Source organism: Enterobacter cloacae complex sp. (assembly GCF_900322725.1).
Lineage (GTDB): Bacteria > Pseudomonadota > Gammaproteobacteria > Enterobacterales > Enterobacteriaceae > Enterobacter > Enterobacter quasihormaechei.
Genome location: NZ_LT991957.1, coordinates 1,314,647 through 1,332,577, shown reverse-complemented (window position 1 = coordinate 1,332,577; position 17,931 = coordinate 1,314,647). Strand labels below are relative to the sequence as shown.

Annotated in this window: 17 protein-coding genes; 7 read left to right on the top strand and 10 right to left on the bottom strand. The window is 57.1% G+C overall.

All coding sequences use genetic code 11. The annotated features are described in order from the left end of the window. Positions 1-8: 8 nt before the first annotated feature. Positions 9-959, top strand: coding sequence for an iron-siderophore ABC transporter substrate-binding protein (locus DBR02_RS06725; RefSeq protein ID WP_107533815.1), 951 nt, complete (start codon positions 9-11; stop codon positions 957-959). Then, a complete protein-coding gene (locus DBR02_RS06720; RefSeq protein WP_063451166.1) occupies positions 956-1,831 on the top strand; it encodes a MurR/RpiR family transcriptional regulator in 876 nt (291 codons plus the stop codon). The genes DBR02_RS06725 and DBR02_RS06720 overlap by 4 nt, the downstream gene beginning before the upstream one ends. Before the next feature lie 52 nt (positions 1,832-1,883). On the opposite strand, the gene DBR02_RS06715 is transcribed toward DBR02_RS06720, so the two are convergent. Beyond that, entirely contained in the window at positions 1,884-2,723 is an 840-nt protein-coding gene (locus DBR02_RS06715) for a helix-turn-helix transcriptional regulator (RefSeq protein WP_063867740.1), read from the bottom strand. A 166-nt stretch (positions 2,724-2,889) separates the two neighbouring features. Between DBR02_RS06715 and DBR02_RS06710 the strand changes: the two genes are divergently transcribed. Genes DBR02_RS06710 through DBR02_RS06700 form a run of 3 tightly spaced genes read left to right on the top strand, consistent with a single transcriptional unit; the run spans position 2,890 to position 7,216 of the window. Continuing rightward, on the top strand, positions 2,890-4,704 hold the full coding sequence (locus DBR02_RS06710) for a DUF2264 domain-containing protein (protein WP_107533813.1): 1,815 nt from the start codon (positions 2,890-2,892) through the stop codon (positions 4,702-4,704). A 31-nt stretch (positions 4,705-4,735) separates the two neighbouring features. Further along, positions 4,736-6,001, top strand: coding sequence for an oligosaccharide MFS transporter (locus DBR02_RS06705; protein WP_107533812.1), 1,266 nt, complete (start codon positions 4,736-4,738; stop codon positions 5,999-6,001). Positions 6,002-6,028: 27 nt separating this feature from the next. After that, positions 6,029-7,216: a glycoside hydrolase family 88 protein gene (locus DBR02_RS06700; RefSeq protein WP_107533810.1), complete on the top strand. Its 1,188-nt coding sequence runs from the start codon at positions 6,029-6,031 to the stop codon at positions 7,214-7,216. Positions 7,217-7,228: 12 nt separating this feature from the next. Here the strand turns inward: DBR02_RS06700 and DBR02_RS06695 are convergent, their stop codons facing one another. The 6 genes from DBR02_RS06695 to qseB form a co-directional block, all read right to left on the bottom strand. After that, complete coding sequence (locus DBR02_RS06695) at positions 7,229-7,756, bottom strand: hypothetical protein (protein WP_064909951.1); 528 nt, start codon at positions 7,754-7,756, stop codon at positions 7,229-7,231. 39 nt (positions 7,757-7,795) lie between these two features. Further along, positions 7,796-8,236: a peptidoglycan-binding protein LysM gene (lysM, locus tag DBR02_RS06690; RefSeq protein ID WP_003862507.1), complete on the bottom strand. Its 441-nt coding sequence runs from the start codon at positions 8,234-8,236 to the stop codon at positions 7,796-7,798. A gap of 152 nt (positions 8,237-8,388) precedes the next feature. Next, positions 8,389-8,703, bottom strand: a complete 315-nt coding sequence (locus DBR02_RS06685) for a putative quinol monooxygenase (RefSeq protein ID WP_008502984.1) — start codon at positions 8,701-8,703, stop codon at positions 8,389-8,391. A 30-nt stretch (positions 8,704-8,733) separates the two neighbouring features. Continuing rightward, complete coding sequence (locus tag DBR02_RS06680) at positions 8,734-9,315, bottom strand: NAD(P)H-dependent oxidoreductase (protein WP_063451173.1); 582 nt, start codon at positions 9,313-9,315, stop codon at positions 8,734-8,736. A gap of 103 nt (positions 9,316-9,418) precedes the next feature. Further along, positions 9,419-10,768, bottom strand: a complete 1,350-nt coding sequence (gene qseC / locus DBR02_RS06675) for a quorum sensing histidine kinase QseC (RefSeq protein WP_107533807.1) — start codon at positions 10,766-10,768, stop codon at positions 9,419-9,421. Then, the gene (gene qseB / locus DBR02_RS06670; RefSeq protein WP_063867753.1) at positions 10,765-11,424 is read right to left on the bottom strand and encodes a quorum sensing response regulator transcription factor QseB; all 660 of its coding nucleotides are present in this window, start codon (positions 11,422-11,424) and stop codon (positions 10,765-10,767) included. The genes qseC and qseB overlap by 4 nt, the downstream gene beginning before the upstream one ends. A gap of 139 nt (positions 11,425-11,563) precedes the next feature. On the opposite strand from qseB, the gene DBR02_RS06665 reads away from it, so the two are divergent. Continuing rightward, positions 11,564-11,965, top strand: coding sequence for a YgiW/YdeI family stress tolerance OB fold protein (locus DBR02_RS06665; RefSeq protein ID WP_063867755.1), 402 nt, complete (start codon positions 11,564-11,566; stop codon positions 11,963-11,965). A gap of 58 nt (positions 11,966-12,023) precedes the next feature. Here the strand turns inward: DBR02_RS06665 and DBR02_RS06660 are convergent, their stop codons facing one another. The 3 genes from DBR02_RS06660 to tssD are packed head-to-tail and all read right to left on the bottom strand — an operon-like array spanning position 12,024 to position 15,373. Continuing rightward, the gene (locus DBR02_RS06660; RefSeq protein ID WP_107533805.1) at positions 12,024-12,701 is read right to left on the bottom strand and encodes a DUF2931 family protein; all 678 of its coding nucleotides are present in this window, start codon (positions 12,699-12,701) and stop codon (positions 12,024-12,026) included. A 12-nt stretch (positions 12,702-12,713) separates the two neighbouring features. After that, complete coding sequence (locus DBR02_RS06655; RefSeq protein ID WP_107533803.1) at positions 12,714-13,391, bottom strand: DUF2931 family protein; 678 nt, start codon at positions 13,389-13,391, stop codon at positions 12,714-12,716. Continuing rightward, positions 13,388-15,373, bottom strand: coding sequence for a type VI secretion system tube protein TssD (gene tssD, locus DBR02_RS06650; RefSeq protein WP_107533801.1), 1,986 nt, complete (start codon positions 15,371-15,373; stop codon positions 13,388-13,390). The genes DBR02_RS06655 and tssD overlap by 4 nt, the downstream gene beginning before the upstream one ends. A 277-nt stretch (positions 15,374-15,650) precedes the next feature. On the opposite strand from tssD, the gene parC reads away from it, so the two are divergent. After that, on the top strand, positions 15,651-17,909 hold the full coding sequence (gene parC, locus DBR02_RS06645) for a DNA topoisomerase IV subunit A (protein WP_063867757.1): 2,259 nt from the start codon (positions 15,651-15,653) through the stop codon (positions 17,907-17,909). The last annotated feature ends 22 nt before the right edge of the window (positions 17,910-17,931 follow it).

The window sequence follows — 17,931 nt, the reverse complement described above, 5'->3', positions numbered from 1 at the left end:
AGTGTGTGATGCGCGTACTTTTCTCAATGCTGCTGCTGGTGGGCTTTGCTGTCGGAGCCGCAGAGCCAACGCAGACGTTTACTGACGACCTGAACCGCAAAGTGGTGGTGCCGGTTAAGCCGAAGCGAATTGTTTCCCTGCACGACCTGGATATTACCATTCCGCTGATCGAGCTTGGCGTACCGCCGGTTGCCAGCCATGGCCGTACCCGACCGGACGGCAGCCATTTTCTGCGTTCCAGCGGTATGCTGACGGGCATCGATTTTGATAATGCCGACATCACATTCATCGGCACCGCGGATATCGATATCGAAGCCATCGCCGCCGCGAAGCCGGACCTGATCGTCACTGAGCCAACCCGCAACACGCCGGTGGAACAGCTGGAAAAAATTGCCCCGACGGTGAGTATCGATCACCTGGACGGCGGCGCGCCGGAAATCTACCGCAAGCTGGCACAGCTGACCGGCACGCAGGCGAAGCTGAAGATTCTGGAGCGTCGCTACCAGGAGCAAATCAAGGCCCTAAAGGCGACCATCGATACCCGCAAAATCACCGTCTCGGTGATTCAGGCTAACCAGGGAAAGATTAACGCCATGCACAGCTACCATTCACTTGGGCGCGTACTGCGCGATGCGGGATTTACCTTTCCGCCGTTGATTGAGAGCATCCCGGAGGGCGGGCGCATCGACGTCAGCGCCGAGCGCCTGCCGGAGCTGGATGCTGATTTCGTCTTTGCCACCTGGCGCGGTGATACCGGCGGTAAACCGCAGGACGAGCTGGCGGCGATGGACGCGGTGATGCCGGGCTGGTGCCAGTTCCTTAACGCCTGCCGGACCGGGCATTACGTGCTGATCTCCCGCGAGGAAGCAATCTCAAATTCGTTCGCTTCGCTAGGACTGATGGTCGCGCAGGTGCAGTCGCAGATAGCGGGTCGTCCGCTGCCGGAGGCTGCACGATGATTCGAAAAATAGATGTCTACGGCGACCGCTTTCGCTCGCGGGCGCACCAGCTGACACCGCGCCTGCTCCAGGTGGCGCGCTATATCAATGAAAACCGTGAAGCCGTTATGGAACAGACGGCCATGGAGATCGCCGCAGTGCTAAAAACCTCGGACGCCACCGTGGTGCGAGCCATTCAGGCGCTGGGGTTTGGCGGCCTACGGGATCTCAAGCAGACGCTTGAGCAGTGGTTTGGTCCGGTGGTCACCTCCAGCGAGAAGATGTCCACCACGGTGAATACGCTGACCAGTGACGTCAACGCGAGCATCGATTTTGTGCTGGAAGGGCATCAGCATACCTGTAATGTGTTATCCGAACCGGGTAACCGTTACGCGATGGCGCAGGCCGTGTCGCTGCTGGCGCAGGCGAGACAGGTCGCAATTTTTGGTATTGGCGCATCCGGCATCCTGGCCGAGTACACCTCCCGCCTGTTTAGCCGCATCGGCCTGCCTGCGATCCCACTCAACCGCACCGGTATCGGCCTCGCCGAACAGCTGATAGCCTTACAGCGCGGTGATGTGCTGGTGATGATGGCGCAAAAATCCGCGCACCGGGAAGGGCTGACGACGCTGCGTGAAGCGAAGCGCCTGGGCATTCCCACCATATTGCTGACCAACGCCACTGACTCACGCTTTAGCAAAGAGGCCAGCGTGGTGATCCACGTCCCGCGCGGTGGCGAGAAGGGCAAAATCCCGCTGCACGGCACGGTGCTGCTGTGTCTGGAGATGATTATTTTGTCCGTCGCCTCCACCGAGCCGCAGCGCACCATCAGGTCCATGAAGCGCATCAACGAATTTCACCGAGGGTTAAAGCCGGGCAAGAAGAGCGGTTGATTTACACTTTCTCCCTGTGGGCTGGATGATAAGCCGTGAGCAGTCCCCTCGATCACACCGCACGATGGTTTTTCCGGTACTGCAACGGCGTCTCGCCAATCCCTTTTTTAAACGCGCTGATAAACCACGTCACGTCGGAAAAACCCGTCTGTGCGGCAATGTCACGCACGCTTGAATCAGTGTGGAGTAAACACTCACACGCCTTACGCAACCTTAGCGTATTCAGATAGTCATGAATTTTTTCGCCCGTTTCCGCATGAAATTTTCGCGATACGTAGCTGCGGGATTTCCCCAGCTCATTGGCCAGCGCGTCCAGGCGAAATTTCTCCTGATAATGCTCGTCGAGCCAGAACATCACCCGGCTGGCGATCCCCTGGCTGTTGCCCGGCTCACCGTCGCGATCGGCGGGAAGCATCGCAAACAGCCCGATCAGCAGGCTGGCGATGCTCTCGCTGTTCATCGGCGGTTTGTAGCAGCCAAACAGATGGTCGATATAGTGATGGCAGTGGGCTAAATCGGCGACCCACGCTTCGCCCCCGCGGCGTGACAGCCGCTCCAGCCGCTGCCGGCTCTGGGGAAAATCCCGCAGGATCTTCAGTACCGCGTGCTGGTCGAGGTGAATGATGGTGCGGCGGTAAATCGCCTCTGCCTGTTCGTCCACCATCACCTTATGCAGCGTAAAAGGCGGGAAGAAAAACAGCCTTCCGGGGCGCATGGTGTAGTGACGATTATCGACGATCGCTACGCCAAAGCCCTCTTCCACGTAGAGGATCTCCAGACACTGATGCCAGTGATGGTAGCGCACGGTATTGGCAAACAGGCGGCTGAACGAGGCCACGGTATCGTTCAGGGCGATCAGTTCCAGAAGGTCGGATGTCGGCGTGTCGCGCATAGTGCAATAAAACTCAACTTTTTCCCGTCTGACCGTCTTTATAAACCACCTTTTTAAATTTTCTCAACTGGAGGTTTATTCATCGTTCATGCCTGTGACACGGCTAACATTTCTGCCCCTTGCGGATTCACTATGCTTTGCCGCAGTTGATTACGAGGGCGAACCGATGTGGGCGGCAAACAAAGAAAAATCAAATCCGTTGTCTTCACGCCAGGATGTGGTGGCGTCGTTGAATGAGCTTTTACAAGCGCTGGACACGCAATTTCCGGCAAACCGTTCACGGTTCTCGCTGGGTGATACCTGCGCCCATTACACAACGGATATTGCGCAGATGGAGGGCCTTTCCCGCGCGCTGTGGGGGCTGTTTCCGCTGATGGCGTCCGGCGAAAGCACGCCGTTCAGCGAGAAGTACCTTACCGCCATCAAGATCGGTACCGACCCGCAAAGCACAGGCTACTGGGGCGAAACCGGCCCGTACGATCAGCGTCTGGTGGAGATGGCGGCCTACGGTCTGGGACTTGCTCTGCTGGGGGAGACGCTCACCGCGCGCTTTACCGGACGCGAGGTGATGAACCTGCACGCGTGGCTCAACCAAATCACCGATGCGCAGATGCCGGACAGCAACTGGAACTATTTTGCCATTATGGTTCAGCTCGGCTTTAAGCGCGCCGGGCTGCCGTACGACCAGGCCGCCATTGACCGTCGCTTTACGCTGATGGACGCCTACTACCTCGGCGACGGCTGGTATTCCGATGGCCCGGGCCGCCCGAAAGACTACTACATCTCCATGGCCTTCCACTTCTACGGCCTGATTTATGCCACCCTGAGCGGTGACGAGGCAAGGGCGGAGGTACTGCGAGAGCGCTCGCGCCTCTTCGCGGAAGACTTTATCTACTGGTCCGCCGCCGACGGCGCCTCGGTTCCGTTTGGCCGCAGCCTGACCTACCGCTTTGCGATGGTCGCCTTCTGGAGCGCGGTGGCCTTTTCCGGGCTGGACGTGTTCACGCCAGGCATCGTGAAGGGCATCGTGCTGCGGCATCTGCGCTGGTGGCAGCAGCAGCCGATTACTGACCGCGACGGCATTCTCACCCTCGGTTTTGCCTGCCCGAACCTGGCGATGTGCGAGGACTACAACTCCCCCGGTTCACCGTACTGGGCGCTGAAAACCTACCTGATTCTGGCGCTGCCGGAGACGCATCCGTTCTGGCAGGCCGACGAGCAGCCGCTGCCCGCGCTGGCTGAGACGCGCATGATCCCGCACGCGCAGCAGATCCTGATGCACTCGAAAGACTCTCAGCACGTCGTCATGCTCACCGCCGGCCAGCTGGAGCTGAACAACTACGTCAACACCGAAGCGAAATACACCAAATTTGCCTACTCCAGCCGCTTCGGCTTCACCATTGAGCGCGGGCGTTTTGGCCTGAAGCATGCGGCCTGCGATTCCATGCTGCTGCTGGCGGACGGAGACGACTATTTCCGCGGACGTCGCGAATGCGACGAGGTTCGGGTGGATGAAAACTATATTTTTTCGCGCTGGTCGCCGTGGCGCGACGTGCACATAGAGACCTGGCAGATCCCGTTCGGGGAGTGGCACCTGCGCCTGCACCGTATCAACAGCGCGCGTACCCTGCAAACCGTCGAGGGCGGCTTTGCGGTGCTGAAAACGGACCACCAGCTGCGCGAGCGGGGAAGTTACCTGACGGCAGAAAACGGCAGCAGCGCGATTGTCGATCTCTCGCCCGATATCACCCGCGCGCCGGGCAGCGTCGTCACCCCGCCCAACAGCAGCGTGATGTTTGCCGGGTGCGCCTCCATTCCGCTATTGCAAACCGAACTCCCGTCGGGGGAGAGCTGGCTTTGCTGCGCCGTCCTGGCCTGCGAAAAACCGATAGCTGCGGCAGTACCGCAGCTGAACATTACCCATCACCAGGTTGTGATCCACGAACCCGGAAGCGAACGTAAGCTGTCGTTCACATTATAAAAATCTGGCCCTACACATCGGCGAGGATGATATGAAAAGTACATCGACAACCAGCAGAACGGAATATTACAAAATCAGCAGCTTTATTTTTCTCTATTTCTTTACCTGGTCCGCCAGTATTGGCCTGCTGGCGATCTGGCTTGGCCAGAAAGCCAATCTTAGCGGGTCGGTGATTGGAACCGTCTTTGCGGTTAACGGGATCTTCTCCGTTATTCTCAAACCGATCTACGGCTATATTCTCGATAAGATCGGCATGAGCAAATACCTGCTCTATTTTGTGGTGATCATGTCGGCGCTAATGGCTCCGTTCTTTATTTATGTTTACCAGCCGCTGTTAATGTCCAACACCCTGCTGGGGATTATTATCGGCGCGCTCTATTTAAGCTTTGCCTGGTACGCGGGCGTGGCGGCGTGCGAATCTTATTCCGACCGCTTTAGCCGCCTGAACGGCATGGAGTTTGGGCAAATTCGTATGTGGGGCTCGCTCGGCTGGGCGGTGGCGTCGTCCTTCTCCGGCCTGCTGTTTAACCTCTCACCTGCGTACAACTTTATTCTCGGCAGCGTGGCGTCGGTGGTGATGCTTATCGTCCTGCTGAACCTGAAAGTGAACACTAACTCCGCTCACGCAGGGGAGGTGCTGACGAAAGAGAAAATCTCTCCGTCTGACGTTTACGCCCTGCTGCGAAACCGAAAATTCTGGGCCTTCTGCCTGTACGTGGCGGGCGTGGCGTGGATGATGTTTATCGCCGAGCAGCAGTTCTCGCGCTATTTCGTCACCTTCTTCGACGATATTCACGAGGGCAACGCGGTATTTGGCTACCTCGGTACGGTGCAGTCGGGCATGGAATTTGTCATGTATATGGTGGTCCCGCTGTTTGTGAATTTTATTGGCGCCAAGCGCGGGCTGTTAATTGTCGGGCTGATTGTCGGGGCGCGTCTGATTATTTCCGGCATGTGTGACTCTCACCTGTTAATTTCCGTGCTTAAGCCGCTGTACGGCCTGGAAATATGCCTGCTGCTGGTGTCGGTCTTTAAATATATCGCCGAGCATTTCGACAAGCGCGTCAATGCCACCATGTATTTACTTGGCTATCAGGCGATGCTGTACGTTGGCAACGTGGTGGTCTCTTCTCCTGCCGGCTATATGTACGACCGCATCGGCTTTGAGCACACCTATATCATCATGGGCGCTACGGCGCTGACCTTTACCCTTATTTCTGCCTTTACGTTATCCGCCTGTCAGAGCAAGTGGCGCGGGGCCCGTGCGCTGAACGTAGCAGAAACGTCAACACGTTAATTACGCCGTCAAAGAAGGAACCGAAATATGTTAAGTCGTATCAAAGAGGAACGTCTGTCCGCTATCGCTGCGCCCGTTGATTCCCGCGCGTTCAGCGATGAGCTGAGTTCGGCCCGCGGCCACGTTCTCGACCTGATTAGCCGTCATTTAACGGCGTTCGGCGACAAATTCCCGGCGGAGACCTGTAAAGAGGGCTTTTATCCGCTGACCGAAAACGTGGAGTGGACCACCAGCTTCTGGACCGGCCAGCTGTGGCTGGCGTGGGAGATGAGCGGCGAGGAGAAATTTCGCGCGATGGCGGAAAAACACGTGCGCTCGTTTGGCCTGCGCATCGCCGGGCGCAACGACACCAACACCCACGATTTAGGCTTCCTGTACACGCTTTCTTGCGTGGCGGCCTGGCGACTGACCGGCAACCGCGAGGCGCGCGGCTTCTCGCTGCTGGCGGCGGAGGCGCTGCTGGAGCGCTTCCATGAGAAGGCGAAGATCATCCAGGCGTGGGGCGATCTCTCCGATCCCGATCAGGCCGGACGGATGATTATCGACTGCAACATGAACCTGCCGCTGCTCTACTGGGCAACCGAGCAAACGGGCGATCCGCGTTTTGCCGACGCGGCCAAAGCGCACGTCATGCAGGCGGCGACGTACCTTATTCGTGACGATGCGTCCACCTTCCACACCTACTATATGGATGTGTTAACCGGCGCGCCGCGCTACGGCAACACGCAGCAGGGCTATGCCGACGACTCGTGCTGGTCGCGCGGGCAGGCATGGGGGATTTACGGCTTCCTGCTGAGCTATATCTATACCGGCGATGAAACGATGATTGCCCTGTCGAAACGGCTGGCGAACTACTTCCTCAACCGCCTGCCGGAGGATTACGTCTGCCACTGGGATCTGGCGCTGGTGGGCACCGACGCGCTGCGCGACTCGTCGTCGGCAGCAATTGCGGTGTGCGGGCTGCTGGAACTGGTGAAGCATCTGCCGGTGACGGATCCGGACCGGGAGGGTTATCTGGAGTGGGCGAAAGGCATCATGTCGTCGCTGACGAAGCACTATCTGATGGGCAAAGACGAGAAGGGCAACGGGATCCTGAAGCACTCGGTATACCACCTGGCGAGCAACAAAGGCGTGGATGAGTGCGCAAGCTGGGGCGATTACTTCTACGTTGAGGCGCTGGTGCGCTTCACCCAGAGCTGGAAGCTGTACTGGTAACGGGCAGGGGGATCACCACCCAAGCACCTCTTTTATGGCGCGCCGGTAGGGCGTATCAAGCTGGGCAGGCACGCGGCAAATATAGTCCCGCGCATGGCTGCGGGTCTGTCCGCTGAGGCCGTCGAGATAGGCGATGGCCTCGTCCACGGCAGGAACCCTGCCTTCCTGCGACGCGCTTCTGGGGGGAAGCCCGGTCCAGATGAGCGCCTCAATTCCTCTCTCCCTCGCCCATGTTGAGATCACTCCCGCGTTGCGTCCGGTTATCAGCAGCGAGCCGATACCATCGCAACGATCGGCAGGAATGCCCTCCCGCTCGCGCAGGGCCTGAGAGGCCACGCTGAGCGAAGTGGCGTTCAGCCATACCCAAAGCACAGGCAGGGCGGGCGCGTTCATGCAGATGGCGGTCGCCAGTTCGCCGCCATCGCTTACGCGGCAGAACTCGACGGGCAGTGATGGCCCGTCGGTTTGCCACTCACCGGCTACCGGTAACGCGCCGCTTTTCCAGATTAACGAGCCCCAGCCAAGACAAGCGATTTTCATGCTGTTCCTCTGCGCGACGTGAACCAATAGCCTCAGACGTTATGCCTTAGGAATACGCAGCGTCTGGCCGGGATAAATTTTATCCGGGCTGGAGAGCATCGGGCGGTTCGCCTCAAAGATCTTGTTGTACTGGTTGGCATCGCCGTACACGGTTTTAGAGATGGCGCTCAGGGTGTCGCCGGATTTCACCGTATAGTAGGTTGCTTCATCTTTGGCGTCCGTTGCGGTGATATTGTTCTCCACCTCGCTGACGCCCGCGATGTTGCCGACGGCGACCTGGATTTTTTCTTTCTGCTCCTGCGTCAGTCCGTCGCCCGTTACGCTGGCCTTGCCGTCGGTGACGTTAACCTGAACTTTATCGGAACCGGGAATGTTGAGTTTCTTGAGGTGCTCGGTGATTTTGTCGCTCTGACCCTTATGATCGGTCAGGTTGTCCCACAGCTTTTCGCCTGCTTCTTTCACGAAGTTAAAAAGACCCATTCCATCCTCCTGTTAAACATGAAGTCAGAATAAGCATAGCAGTTGAGCGGTAAGGTGATAAAAAAAGCCCGGTGGCGTTAACGCTTACCGGGCCTGCGGGGGAAAGTTGTAGGCCGGGTAAACGCAGTGCCACCCGGCAAATTTCACAGAACTTAAACCCCTTGCTCCAGAATACGGATGTGGGTTTCAAGAACATCCCCTTTCACCGCATCGCTCCACGCTTTCATATGCGCGGTCTGCAAATGCGCTTCAAGGTGGGCGACGGTTTCCCACTGCTCCACCATGATGATGGAGTCTGGCGCGGTTGCCTGGAAGCTAGCGTCGGTAGCGGCATCCACCATCGGCGCGTAGCCGTGGCAGCCTTCTTCCTTCAGAACGGTCGGGATGATTTTCGCGAACTGATCCAGCACCGCCTGGCGGTGATGTTGGCCGGGACGCGTACGGATTTCAGCAATTACGGTAAGCATGGTTAACTCCTTCTAATTCCAGGCTAACAGTTAAGCAAAAATTTCCGCGAGATGCTTGCGATATTCTGCGATATAGCGCGGGACGTCCGGCATTTTAATCACGTCGTTGACGATAAAGGTCGGCAGCGGCGTCATGCCAAGGAACTGATTAGCCTTGTGGAACGGCAGATACGCGCCGTCTACGCCCACGCCTTCAAAGAACTGATCGTTCTCGGTGAACGCTTCAAGAGGCGCGTTCCAGGTCAGGGAGAGCATATATTTTTTGCCCTGAATCAGGCCGCCGGAACCGTATTTTTTAGACGCATCTGAACGGGTACGACCGTCGCTGGCATACAGCGAACCGTGACCTTCGGTGAACACGTCGTCCATGTATTTTTTCACGGTCCACGGTGCGCCCATCCACCAGCCCGGCATCTGCCAGATCACCACGTCGGCCCAGAGGAAGTTCTGCACTTCGGCCTTCACGTCATAATCGCTGTCCGCGCGCACGACCTTAACATCATGTCCGGCGTCGCGCAGAAAACCATCCGCGACCTCGGTCAGGGTGTCATTCAGCTGGCCTTTAGAGTGCGCAAATTCTTTTGCGCCGTTGATAATCAGAATGTTGCTCATTATTTGTCCTCGTTGCTGAGAGTATGCCGGGTATTCTACGCGCGAGGACGGAGCGGAAAAATAAGCAAAATGTGCAAAGTCTTTTGCGCTAAGCGCAATAATCTTACCAGTTGACGGTCACCGCAAAGCCCCCTTGGGGCGCATTGTCCAGCGAGACGCGCATCCCGTGTAGCGTTGCGATACGCTTCACGATAGACAGCCCCAGGCCGCTGCCGGTGGCGTCCTGCCCGGGTGGACGATAAAAACGCTCGCCGATGCGTGCCAGCGCTTCAGGAGAAATGCCCGGTCCGTTATCGCGCACGGTAAAGCTTTGGGTATTCAGCGTCACGTCCACCACGCTGCCGCGCGGGCTGTAACGAACGGCGTTGTCCAGCAGGTTACGCGCCAGCAGGCTCAGCAGCAGCGGCTGCCCATGACGCATCACCTCGGGCGCATTAACGTTGAGCCGAACATCAATGCCCGCCTGCTGCGCCGGATGCCAGATGTCCAGCACCGCGGATTGCAGCAAATCAGCCATCGCCACGGGTTCGACGTCATCAAGGTTATCCAGTGAATCCAGGCGCGACAGGGTAAGAAGCTGGTCCACCAGCCGGGAGGCGCGGTCGATGCCCGCATGCAGTTGCCCCAGCGCTTTAGACTGCGCCTCGGGATCGTCGTGGGAAAGCTGCGCCACGTCGGTTTGCACCTTCAGCGCGGCCAGCGGGCTGCGCAGCTCGTGGGCGGCGTCCGAGGTGAAGCGGCGCTCGCGGGCCATCATCTCCTGCGTACGGGCAAACAGATGGTTAAGCGCATCAAGCAGGGGGCGAACCTCCGTCGGCACGCCGTGGGTGGGCAGCGTATCGGTCGCATCCGGCGAGCGCGAGCGCAGGGTCTGCGCCAGGTTTTTCAGCGGCTTCAGTTCCCGGCTCAGCAGGACAATCAGCAACAGCAGCATCACGGGCAGGGCCACCAGCCACGGCGTCAGCTGCGAACTGACCACGTCCAGCGCCATATCCTGTCGGTACTCCCACTCCTGACCGACCACCACGCGGTATTTCCCGTCCGGGGAGGTTAGCCACAGGAAACGCCATTCGTCGCTGTCATCCTGCAACCGACCGTCATCAAACCCGTCCCGGCGGTAGTGATAGGGGATGTCGCGCCCGTTCTCGCCGTCGTTAAGCACCATGCTGCCGTCGGCGGTGAAGATCGCGAAGGCCAGCGCGTCGTCGTCAAGATGGCCGTGTTTCGCTTTTTTCGGCACCTCGCGCATGCGTTCCGGCGCGCGGAGTTCGTCCACGTCCATCGTCAGCAGCCGTTTGGCAAACAGCATCTGCTGGGTATCGAACAGTTTATCGAGCTTGTCGGTCGTCTGGTGCCAGGCGACCACGCTTGCGGCAAACCAGGCCGCCAGGGAAAGCAGCAAAAAGAGCAGCGTCAGGCGCAGCTTCAGGCTCAGGCGTTGGGTCAGTTTCATGCGTCACCCAGGGTATAACCGATGCCGTGCACGGTGCGGATAAATTCGCTGCCGAGCTTGCGGCGTAAATGATGTACATGGACTTCGACGGCGTTGCTGGAGACGTCATCATCCCAGTTGTAGAGTTTCTCTTCGATAGCCTTGCGCGGCAGCACGCGGCCCGCGTTGCGCATCAGCAGTTCCAGCAGGGCGAACTCTTTTGGTTTAAGCACCAGCGTTTCGCCGTCCAGCGTGGCGACAAGGCTTGTCGGGTCGAGCGTGACCTTGCCGTGACGCAGCTCGCTGCGCGCCTGCCCGTGACTGCGGCGCACCAGCGCTTCGAGGCGGGCTGCCACTTCAATCAGCGCGAACGGTTTACACAGGTAATCATCCGCCCCCAGGCGTAAGCCTTCCACGCGCTGGTTCAGCGCATCCCGCGCCGTCAGGATCAGCACTGGCTCGCTCTTACCGCTTTCGCGCCAGGCGCGCAGGATCTCAAGGCCGTCGATCTCCGGCAGCGTCAGGTCCAGCACCACGGCATCGTACGGCGCGGTGTACAGGGCCGCCTGCCCGGTTTTACCGTCGGTAAACCAGTCCACGTTAAAGCCCATTTTGCTTAAGCCCGCTTTGATGCCATCGCCGATAAGCTTGTCGTCTTCTACCAGTAAAATGCGCATTGTCCCTCCTTGATGCCGTCAGTAAACCTTCTGCACGCGCATGCTGTACAGTAAAAATAAATAAATTTTCCCCTTAAGAAGTTGTTAAGGTTTACCCTGTTTAATGGATTGTGAAACGACATTAAAGGGAGAGATAAAGATGAAAAAATACGCTGCAATTGCTGCCATCATGATGATGACCACTGCCCCTGTTTTTGCTGCACAGGGCGGCTTCACGGGCCCATCTGCAACACAGACCCAGACGCAAACCCAGCAGGGCGGCTTTGTCGATAACAACGCCAACCTCACCACCGCGGCTAAAGTGAAAGACATGAAGGACGACAGCTGGGTGAAACTGCGCGGTAATATCACCGAGCGCCTGTCCGATGACCGTTACACCTTCCGCGACGAAAGCGGCACGGTGGTGGTTGAGATCGATCACAAGCGCTGGAACGGCGTGACGGTAACGCCACAGGATAAAGTCGAGCTTCAGGGGAAAATCGATAAAGACTGGAACGAGTTTGAAATCGACGTGAAGCAGGTTATCAAGCTGAACAAATAATGCCTGATTGATGTGAAAAAAATGCCGCTCGGTCAACGAACGGCATTTTTTATGTGTGTTAATCCCAGTTTCCGTAGGGGTAGATTCTGCCTTTGCCAATCTCCTCAATAGACTGAACGTAGTTTTCAACGGGGGTCTCGAAGTCTTTGCAGAGAGTCAGATCCTTGCCGGAGCGGGTCACCAGCGTTCTGGGCTTAACGGGGATGCTGGGGCGTCCGGCAACATCCGAAAACCAGATTTTGACCTTTCCGCCGGGTGACAGGCCAAACACCATTCTGTCATACCAGACTAAATCACCATTACTCCAGATATGGTCGGCAGGCGTTTTCATTCTTTGCCAGGTTTCCGGCCCGAACATAGCGCTGGTCTGGTAGGTTTTCTGATCGGCATAGGAATCCCAGCAGAAGACGATGTACTGCGGCGGTTTTTTGACTTTGTTGAAATATACTCCTCCGCCATGCACGGCCGAAGACCATTTCTCTGTAGAATCTGGACTTTGAGAAGTCTGATCGAGCGAGTTAAAGGTATAAAGATAACCATCCGTATCGATGACCCGGGCATGGGTAGTTTCAGCGATCAAATCCTTTGGCGTGATGAAGGAAAAGCTCCATTCGCCGTAGGGCAGTGTCCAGTCGCCGCTGGCGGCCTGCCTGGACTGCAATGGGTAGGTTTTTTGCGTCGCACAGCCAGCGAGGGCGACTAACACAGCGAGAATAAGGCCGTCTTTTATCTTCATTTTTTATCCCTGTTAATCCCAGTTTCCGTAGGGGTAGGTCCTGCCTTTGCCGATCTCTTCAATAGACTGAACGTAGTTTTCAACGGGGGTCTCGAAGTCTTTGCAGAGGGTCAGACCCTTGCCGGAGCGGGTCACCAGCGTTCTGGGCTTAACGGGGATGCTGGGGCGTCCGGCAACATCCGAAAACCAGATTTTGACCTTTCCGCCGGGTGACAGGCCAAACACCATTCTGTCATACCAGACTAAATCACCATTACTCCAGATATGGTCGGCAGGCGTTTTCATTCTTTGCCAGGTTTCCGGCCCGAACATAGCGCTGGTCTGGTAGGTTTTCTGATCGGCATAGGAATCCCAGCAGAAGACGATGTACTGCGGCGGTTTTTTGACTTTGTTGAAATATACTCCTCCGCCATGCACGGCCGAAGACCATTTCTCTGTAGAATCTGGACTTTGAGAAGTCTGATCGAGCGAGTTAAAGGTATAAAGATAACCATCCGTATCGATGACCCGGGCATGGGTAGTTTCAGCGATCAAATCCTTTGGCGTGATGAAGGAAAAGCTCCATTCGCCGTAGGGCAGTGTCCAGTCGCCGCTGGCGGCCTGCCTGGACTGCAACGGGTAGGTTTTTTGGGGGCCGCAGCCAGCGGCTGTCAGCAGCAGAACAACGGCAAACAGGTTGCGTAGTTTCATCGTTTATTTCCGTCCATAGTGTAAATCGTTCTCCTCCAGTTGGTGTCCGGCCTGTTCACAAAGCTGACCGTTTCAGAAGCGGAAGCGCCGCCCTGTAATTCGCCGGACAGATTGAGTTGCACCGCGTTCCAGTGCGCTGAGCAGTGGATATAGTTGCTTGCAATCGCGTCTACCTCTTCAGGTGTAAAACCGGACGCCGTCGTATGCTGACGAACCGCTTTCCCCATACTCCGCGCGCGTTCACAAAACGGTTTTAGTTCTTCCGGAATACGATGCTCATTCATCTTCTCCAGATCCATAAACACCGCCCCCGCATCTGTCGCCGCATCGACCATCACCCGTAATACCACCTTCGACCAGTCATATCTCACGATGCGATGGCGTAGCGTCAGGGCCGCAAAGGTACGTTTCTGCGGCTGGCTGTAGCGATCGGCAGGCGCATAATCGTCCTCCCAGACTTCGGGAGAGATGGTGTGAGAATGAGTGATGGGCATAATGACCGGCGTGTGCGCCAGCTCCTCAAGCTGCGCCAGGGTCTGCTGGTATACGCGGGACGCTGTTCCGGGTTTGCTCTGGGGCAGCGTTTCAACCTGAGGGCGGGTAAGGTAGAGATCCTCGCGAAGCTGCGGCAGATAACCGCCGCCGATATCAGAATGGGCGCCGGGAAGTTCCAGTTCCGGCCAGGCGGGAGCGACGCTGTTGAGGGCAAAGTTATAGCGGCATTCGTGTCCGGCGGTGATGTGAAACACCTTCTGCGCGACGCCGGGATGCAGTGCGATATTGACGCTGCCCGTATCGGCGCTATGCGGGTTGAGGCCGTTCGTCACCGTGCCGACTGCGGCTACGGTGTCCATAATGCCGAGAAAGCGGGTATTACCGGTCGGCGTGCCGCGATAGGTAAATTTTCGCATACCTGTCGTTATGGCATCCTGAATGCTGTGATCGTTTGTCTGAACACGGTTTGCAAAGTGCCGGGCCGCCGCTGCGCCCCTGCTGAAACCGAAGATATCAAACAGCAGATTATCGACGACAAACTTCCCCTTCAGTGAAGCTAAGGTGGCATCTATCGTTTTAGCCAGCTGCGCCACCGCGTCGTCCGTTTTGGCAATAATCCCCGTTTCTGCGGTGCCGAGCCCCAGCCCGATCGGGTCATCGGGTTCGCCTGCCCGAGTGCCGATTCCTTCAACATAGACAAAACCTTGGGTGTATCTGCCGTCTGGTGGGAAGTTTTGCTCGTATAATTCATTCAGCCAATGAATATTCGTATAGTATCCAAGGTAGCTGCCCGCCCCTATGCCGCTGATCCCCATTTTCTCTGACGTATTTCTGGCAAGTATGCTTTCAGCGTTGGGGTTATCAATATCATAGTGCTGCGCCGTGAGGGTCTTTAACATGTTTTGCGTGTTCACCGCGTTGTTGCCCGTGCCGTCGAAAAATACGCCCAGTACCAGCGTCACCTTACGCGGCGGTGGCTCCGGTGAAAGCAGCGTTTTCTGCACGACCGGAAAAAGACGGTTGAAATTGTCCGGCGTCAGCAAGTAATCGAATTCGGTTTGGGCGATCAGATGACGGCAAAGAATATAATCGTAGCGCACCGATATATATTCATAGTCTGGATGACTGGCCGTAAACGTCTGATGGATGGATTGCAGCGTAGCGCCGCGAAGTTCGATAAGATAAAACCTCTCCAGCCGGCCAAATTTATTTATGCGATAGATATCAAACGTAAGTTTAAGGTATTCATTATTATTAATGGCGTTGCTAAGCAGCGGCGAGCTTTTATCCAGGCGTTTGCAAAAATCCAGACTGTGATGGCCCGTGCAGCCCCGTGAGTCGCGCGCTGTCTGCTTCAGGCTCAATACCTGAATCTCGTCCTCGTGCCCCAGCTGGTAGAGGTTGCCGATAGAGGCCACTGACCCACAGCCAGCGGAAATCTGTCCCTGAATATTGCCCTCAAGGGTTAAATAAATAATAGGGCTCATCTCTTTTCCCTGAGCGTAATTTTTTCCAGAAACAAATGTAGTGGCTTGTTGAAATAATTAACCTGCTATTTATCACAATAAATGGTTATCACGGAAAAATAATGACGTGTTAAAGGAAAGCTTATTTAATTAGAGAGCAATAAAACGCGCCGATAACAGCGGGGTCTCACACCCTCATCCGGCCCTTTTTCTTTGTGACTCAACTCGCCAGATGAGGTAGTATCTGCGGCAATATTGCCTGAAACCCATCGGTTTCTGAGTTGAGGAATCACACGTAATGAGCGATATGGCAGAGCGCCTCGCGCTACATGAATTCACGGAAAACGCCTACCTGAACTACTCCATGTACGTCATCATGGACAGGGCGTTGCCGTTTATCGGGGATGGCCTGAAGCCCGTTCAGCGCCGCATCGTCTATGCGATGTCCGAACTGGGGCTGAATGCCACCGCCAAGTTCAAGAAATCCGCCCGTACCGTTGGTGACGTGCTGGGTAAATACCATCCGCACGGCGACAGCGCCTGCTATGAAGCGATGGTGCTGATGGCCCAGCCGTTCTCTTATCGCTATCCGCTGGTGGATGGCCAGGGGAACTGGGGGGCACCGGACGATCCGAAATCCTTCGCGGCGATGCGTTACACCGAATCCCGTCTGTCTAAATATGCCGAAGTCCTGCTGGGCGAGCTGGGGCAGGGTACGGTTGACTGGGTGCCAAACTTCGACGGTACGATGCAGGAGCCGAAAATGCTGCCTGCCCGCCTGCCGAACATCCTGCTGAACGGCACGACCGGTATCGCCGTGGGCATGGCGACGGACATTCCGCCGCACAACCTGCGTGAAGTGGCGAAAGCCGCCATCACCCTGATTGAGCAGCCGAAAACCTCGCTGGACGATCTGCTGGATATCGTGCAGGGGCCGGATTATCCGACCGAAGCCGAAATCATCACCTCGCGTGCTGAAATCCGCAAAATCTACCAGAACGGTCGCGGCTCCGTGCGCATGCGCGCGGTTTGGACCAAAGAGGATGGCGCCGTGGTGATCACCGCGCTGCCGCACCAGGTTTCCGGGGCCAAAGTGCTGGAGCAGATCGCCACCCAGATGCGCAATAAAAAGCTGCCGATGGTGGACGACCTGCGCGACGAATCGGATCACGAAAACCCGACCCGTCTGGTAATTGTGCCGCGCTCTAACCGCGTGGACATGGAGCAGGTAATGAACCACCTGTTCGCCACTACCGATCTGGAAAAAAGCTATCGCATCAACCTGAACATGATTGGTCTGGACGGTCGTCCGGCGGTGAAAAACCTGCTGGAGATCCTCACCGAATGGCTGGCCTTCCGCCGCGATACGGTGCGCCGTCGTCTTAACCATCGTCTGGAAAAAGTGCTTAAGCGCCTGCATATCCTTGAAGGTTTGCTGGTGGCGTTCCTCAACATTGACGACGTGATCGAGATCATTCGTACCGAGGACGAACCTAAGCCCGCCCTGATGTCGCGCTTTGGCATCAGTGAAACCCAGGCCGAAGCGATCCTCGAACTGAAGCTGCGCCATCTCGCTAAGCTGGAAGAGATGAAGATCCGCGGCGAGCAGGACGAGCTGGAAAAAGAGCGCGATCAGCTTCAGGCAATTCTGGCGTCCGAGCGCAAGATGAACACCCTGCTGAAGAAAGAGTTGCAGGCCGACGCCGACGCCTTTGGCGATGACCGTCGTTCTCCGCTGCATGAGCGCGAAGAAGCGAAGGCGATGAACGAGCACGACATGCTGCCGTCCGAGCCGGTAACCATCGTGCTGTCCCAGAGCGGCTGGGTGCGTAGCGCCAAAGGCCACGATATCGACGCGCCGGGCCTGAGCTACAAGTCCGGCGACAGCTTTAAGGCGGCGGTGAAAGGCAAGAGCAACCAGCCGGTGGCGTTTATCGACTCCACGGGCCGCAGCTACGCCATTGACCCCATCACCCTGCCGTCCGCGCGCGGGCAGGGCGAGCCTCTGACCGGCAAGCTTACGCTGCCGCCGGGCGCCACGGTTGACCATATGCTGATGGAAGCCGACGACCAGAAGCTGCTGATGGCCTCCGATGCGGGCTACGGCTTTATCTGTACCTTTAACGATCTGGTGTCGCGTAACCGTGCCGGTAAAGCGCTGATCAGCCTGCCGGATAACGCACACGTAATGCCGCCGCTGATCATCGAGAACGAAAGCGACATGCTGCTGGCGATCACCTCTGCCGGACGTATGCTGATGTTCCCGGTCAGCGATCTGCCGGAGCTGTCGAAAGGGAAGGGCAACAAGATCATCAGTATCCCGTCAGCGGAAGCGGCAAAAGGCGAAGATGGCCTGGCGCATCTCTTCCTGCTGCCGCCGCAGAGCACGCTGACCATTCACGTCGGCAAACGTAAGATCAAACTGCGTCCGGAAGAGTTGCAGAAGGTGGTGGGTGAGCGCGGACGTCGCGGCTCACTGATGCGCGGCCTCCAGCGAATCGACCGCGTGGAGATCGACTCGCCGGTGCGCAGCAAAGCGGACGACAGCGAAGAGTAACCTGTTTCATCCCCCTCTGTCC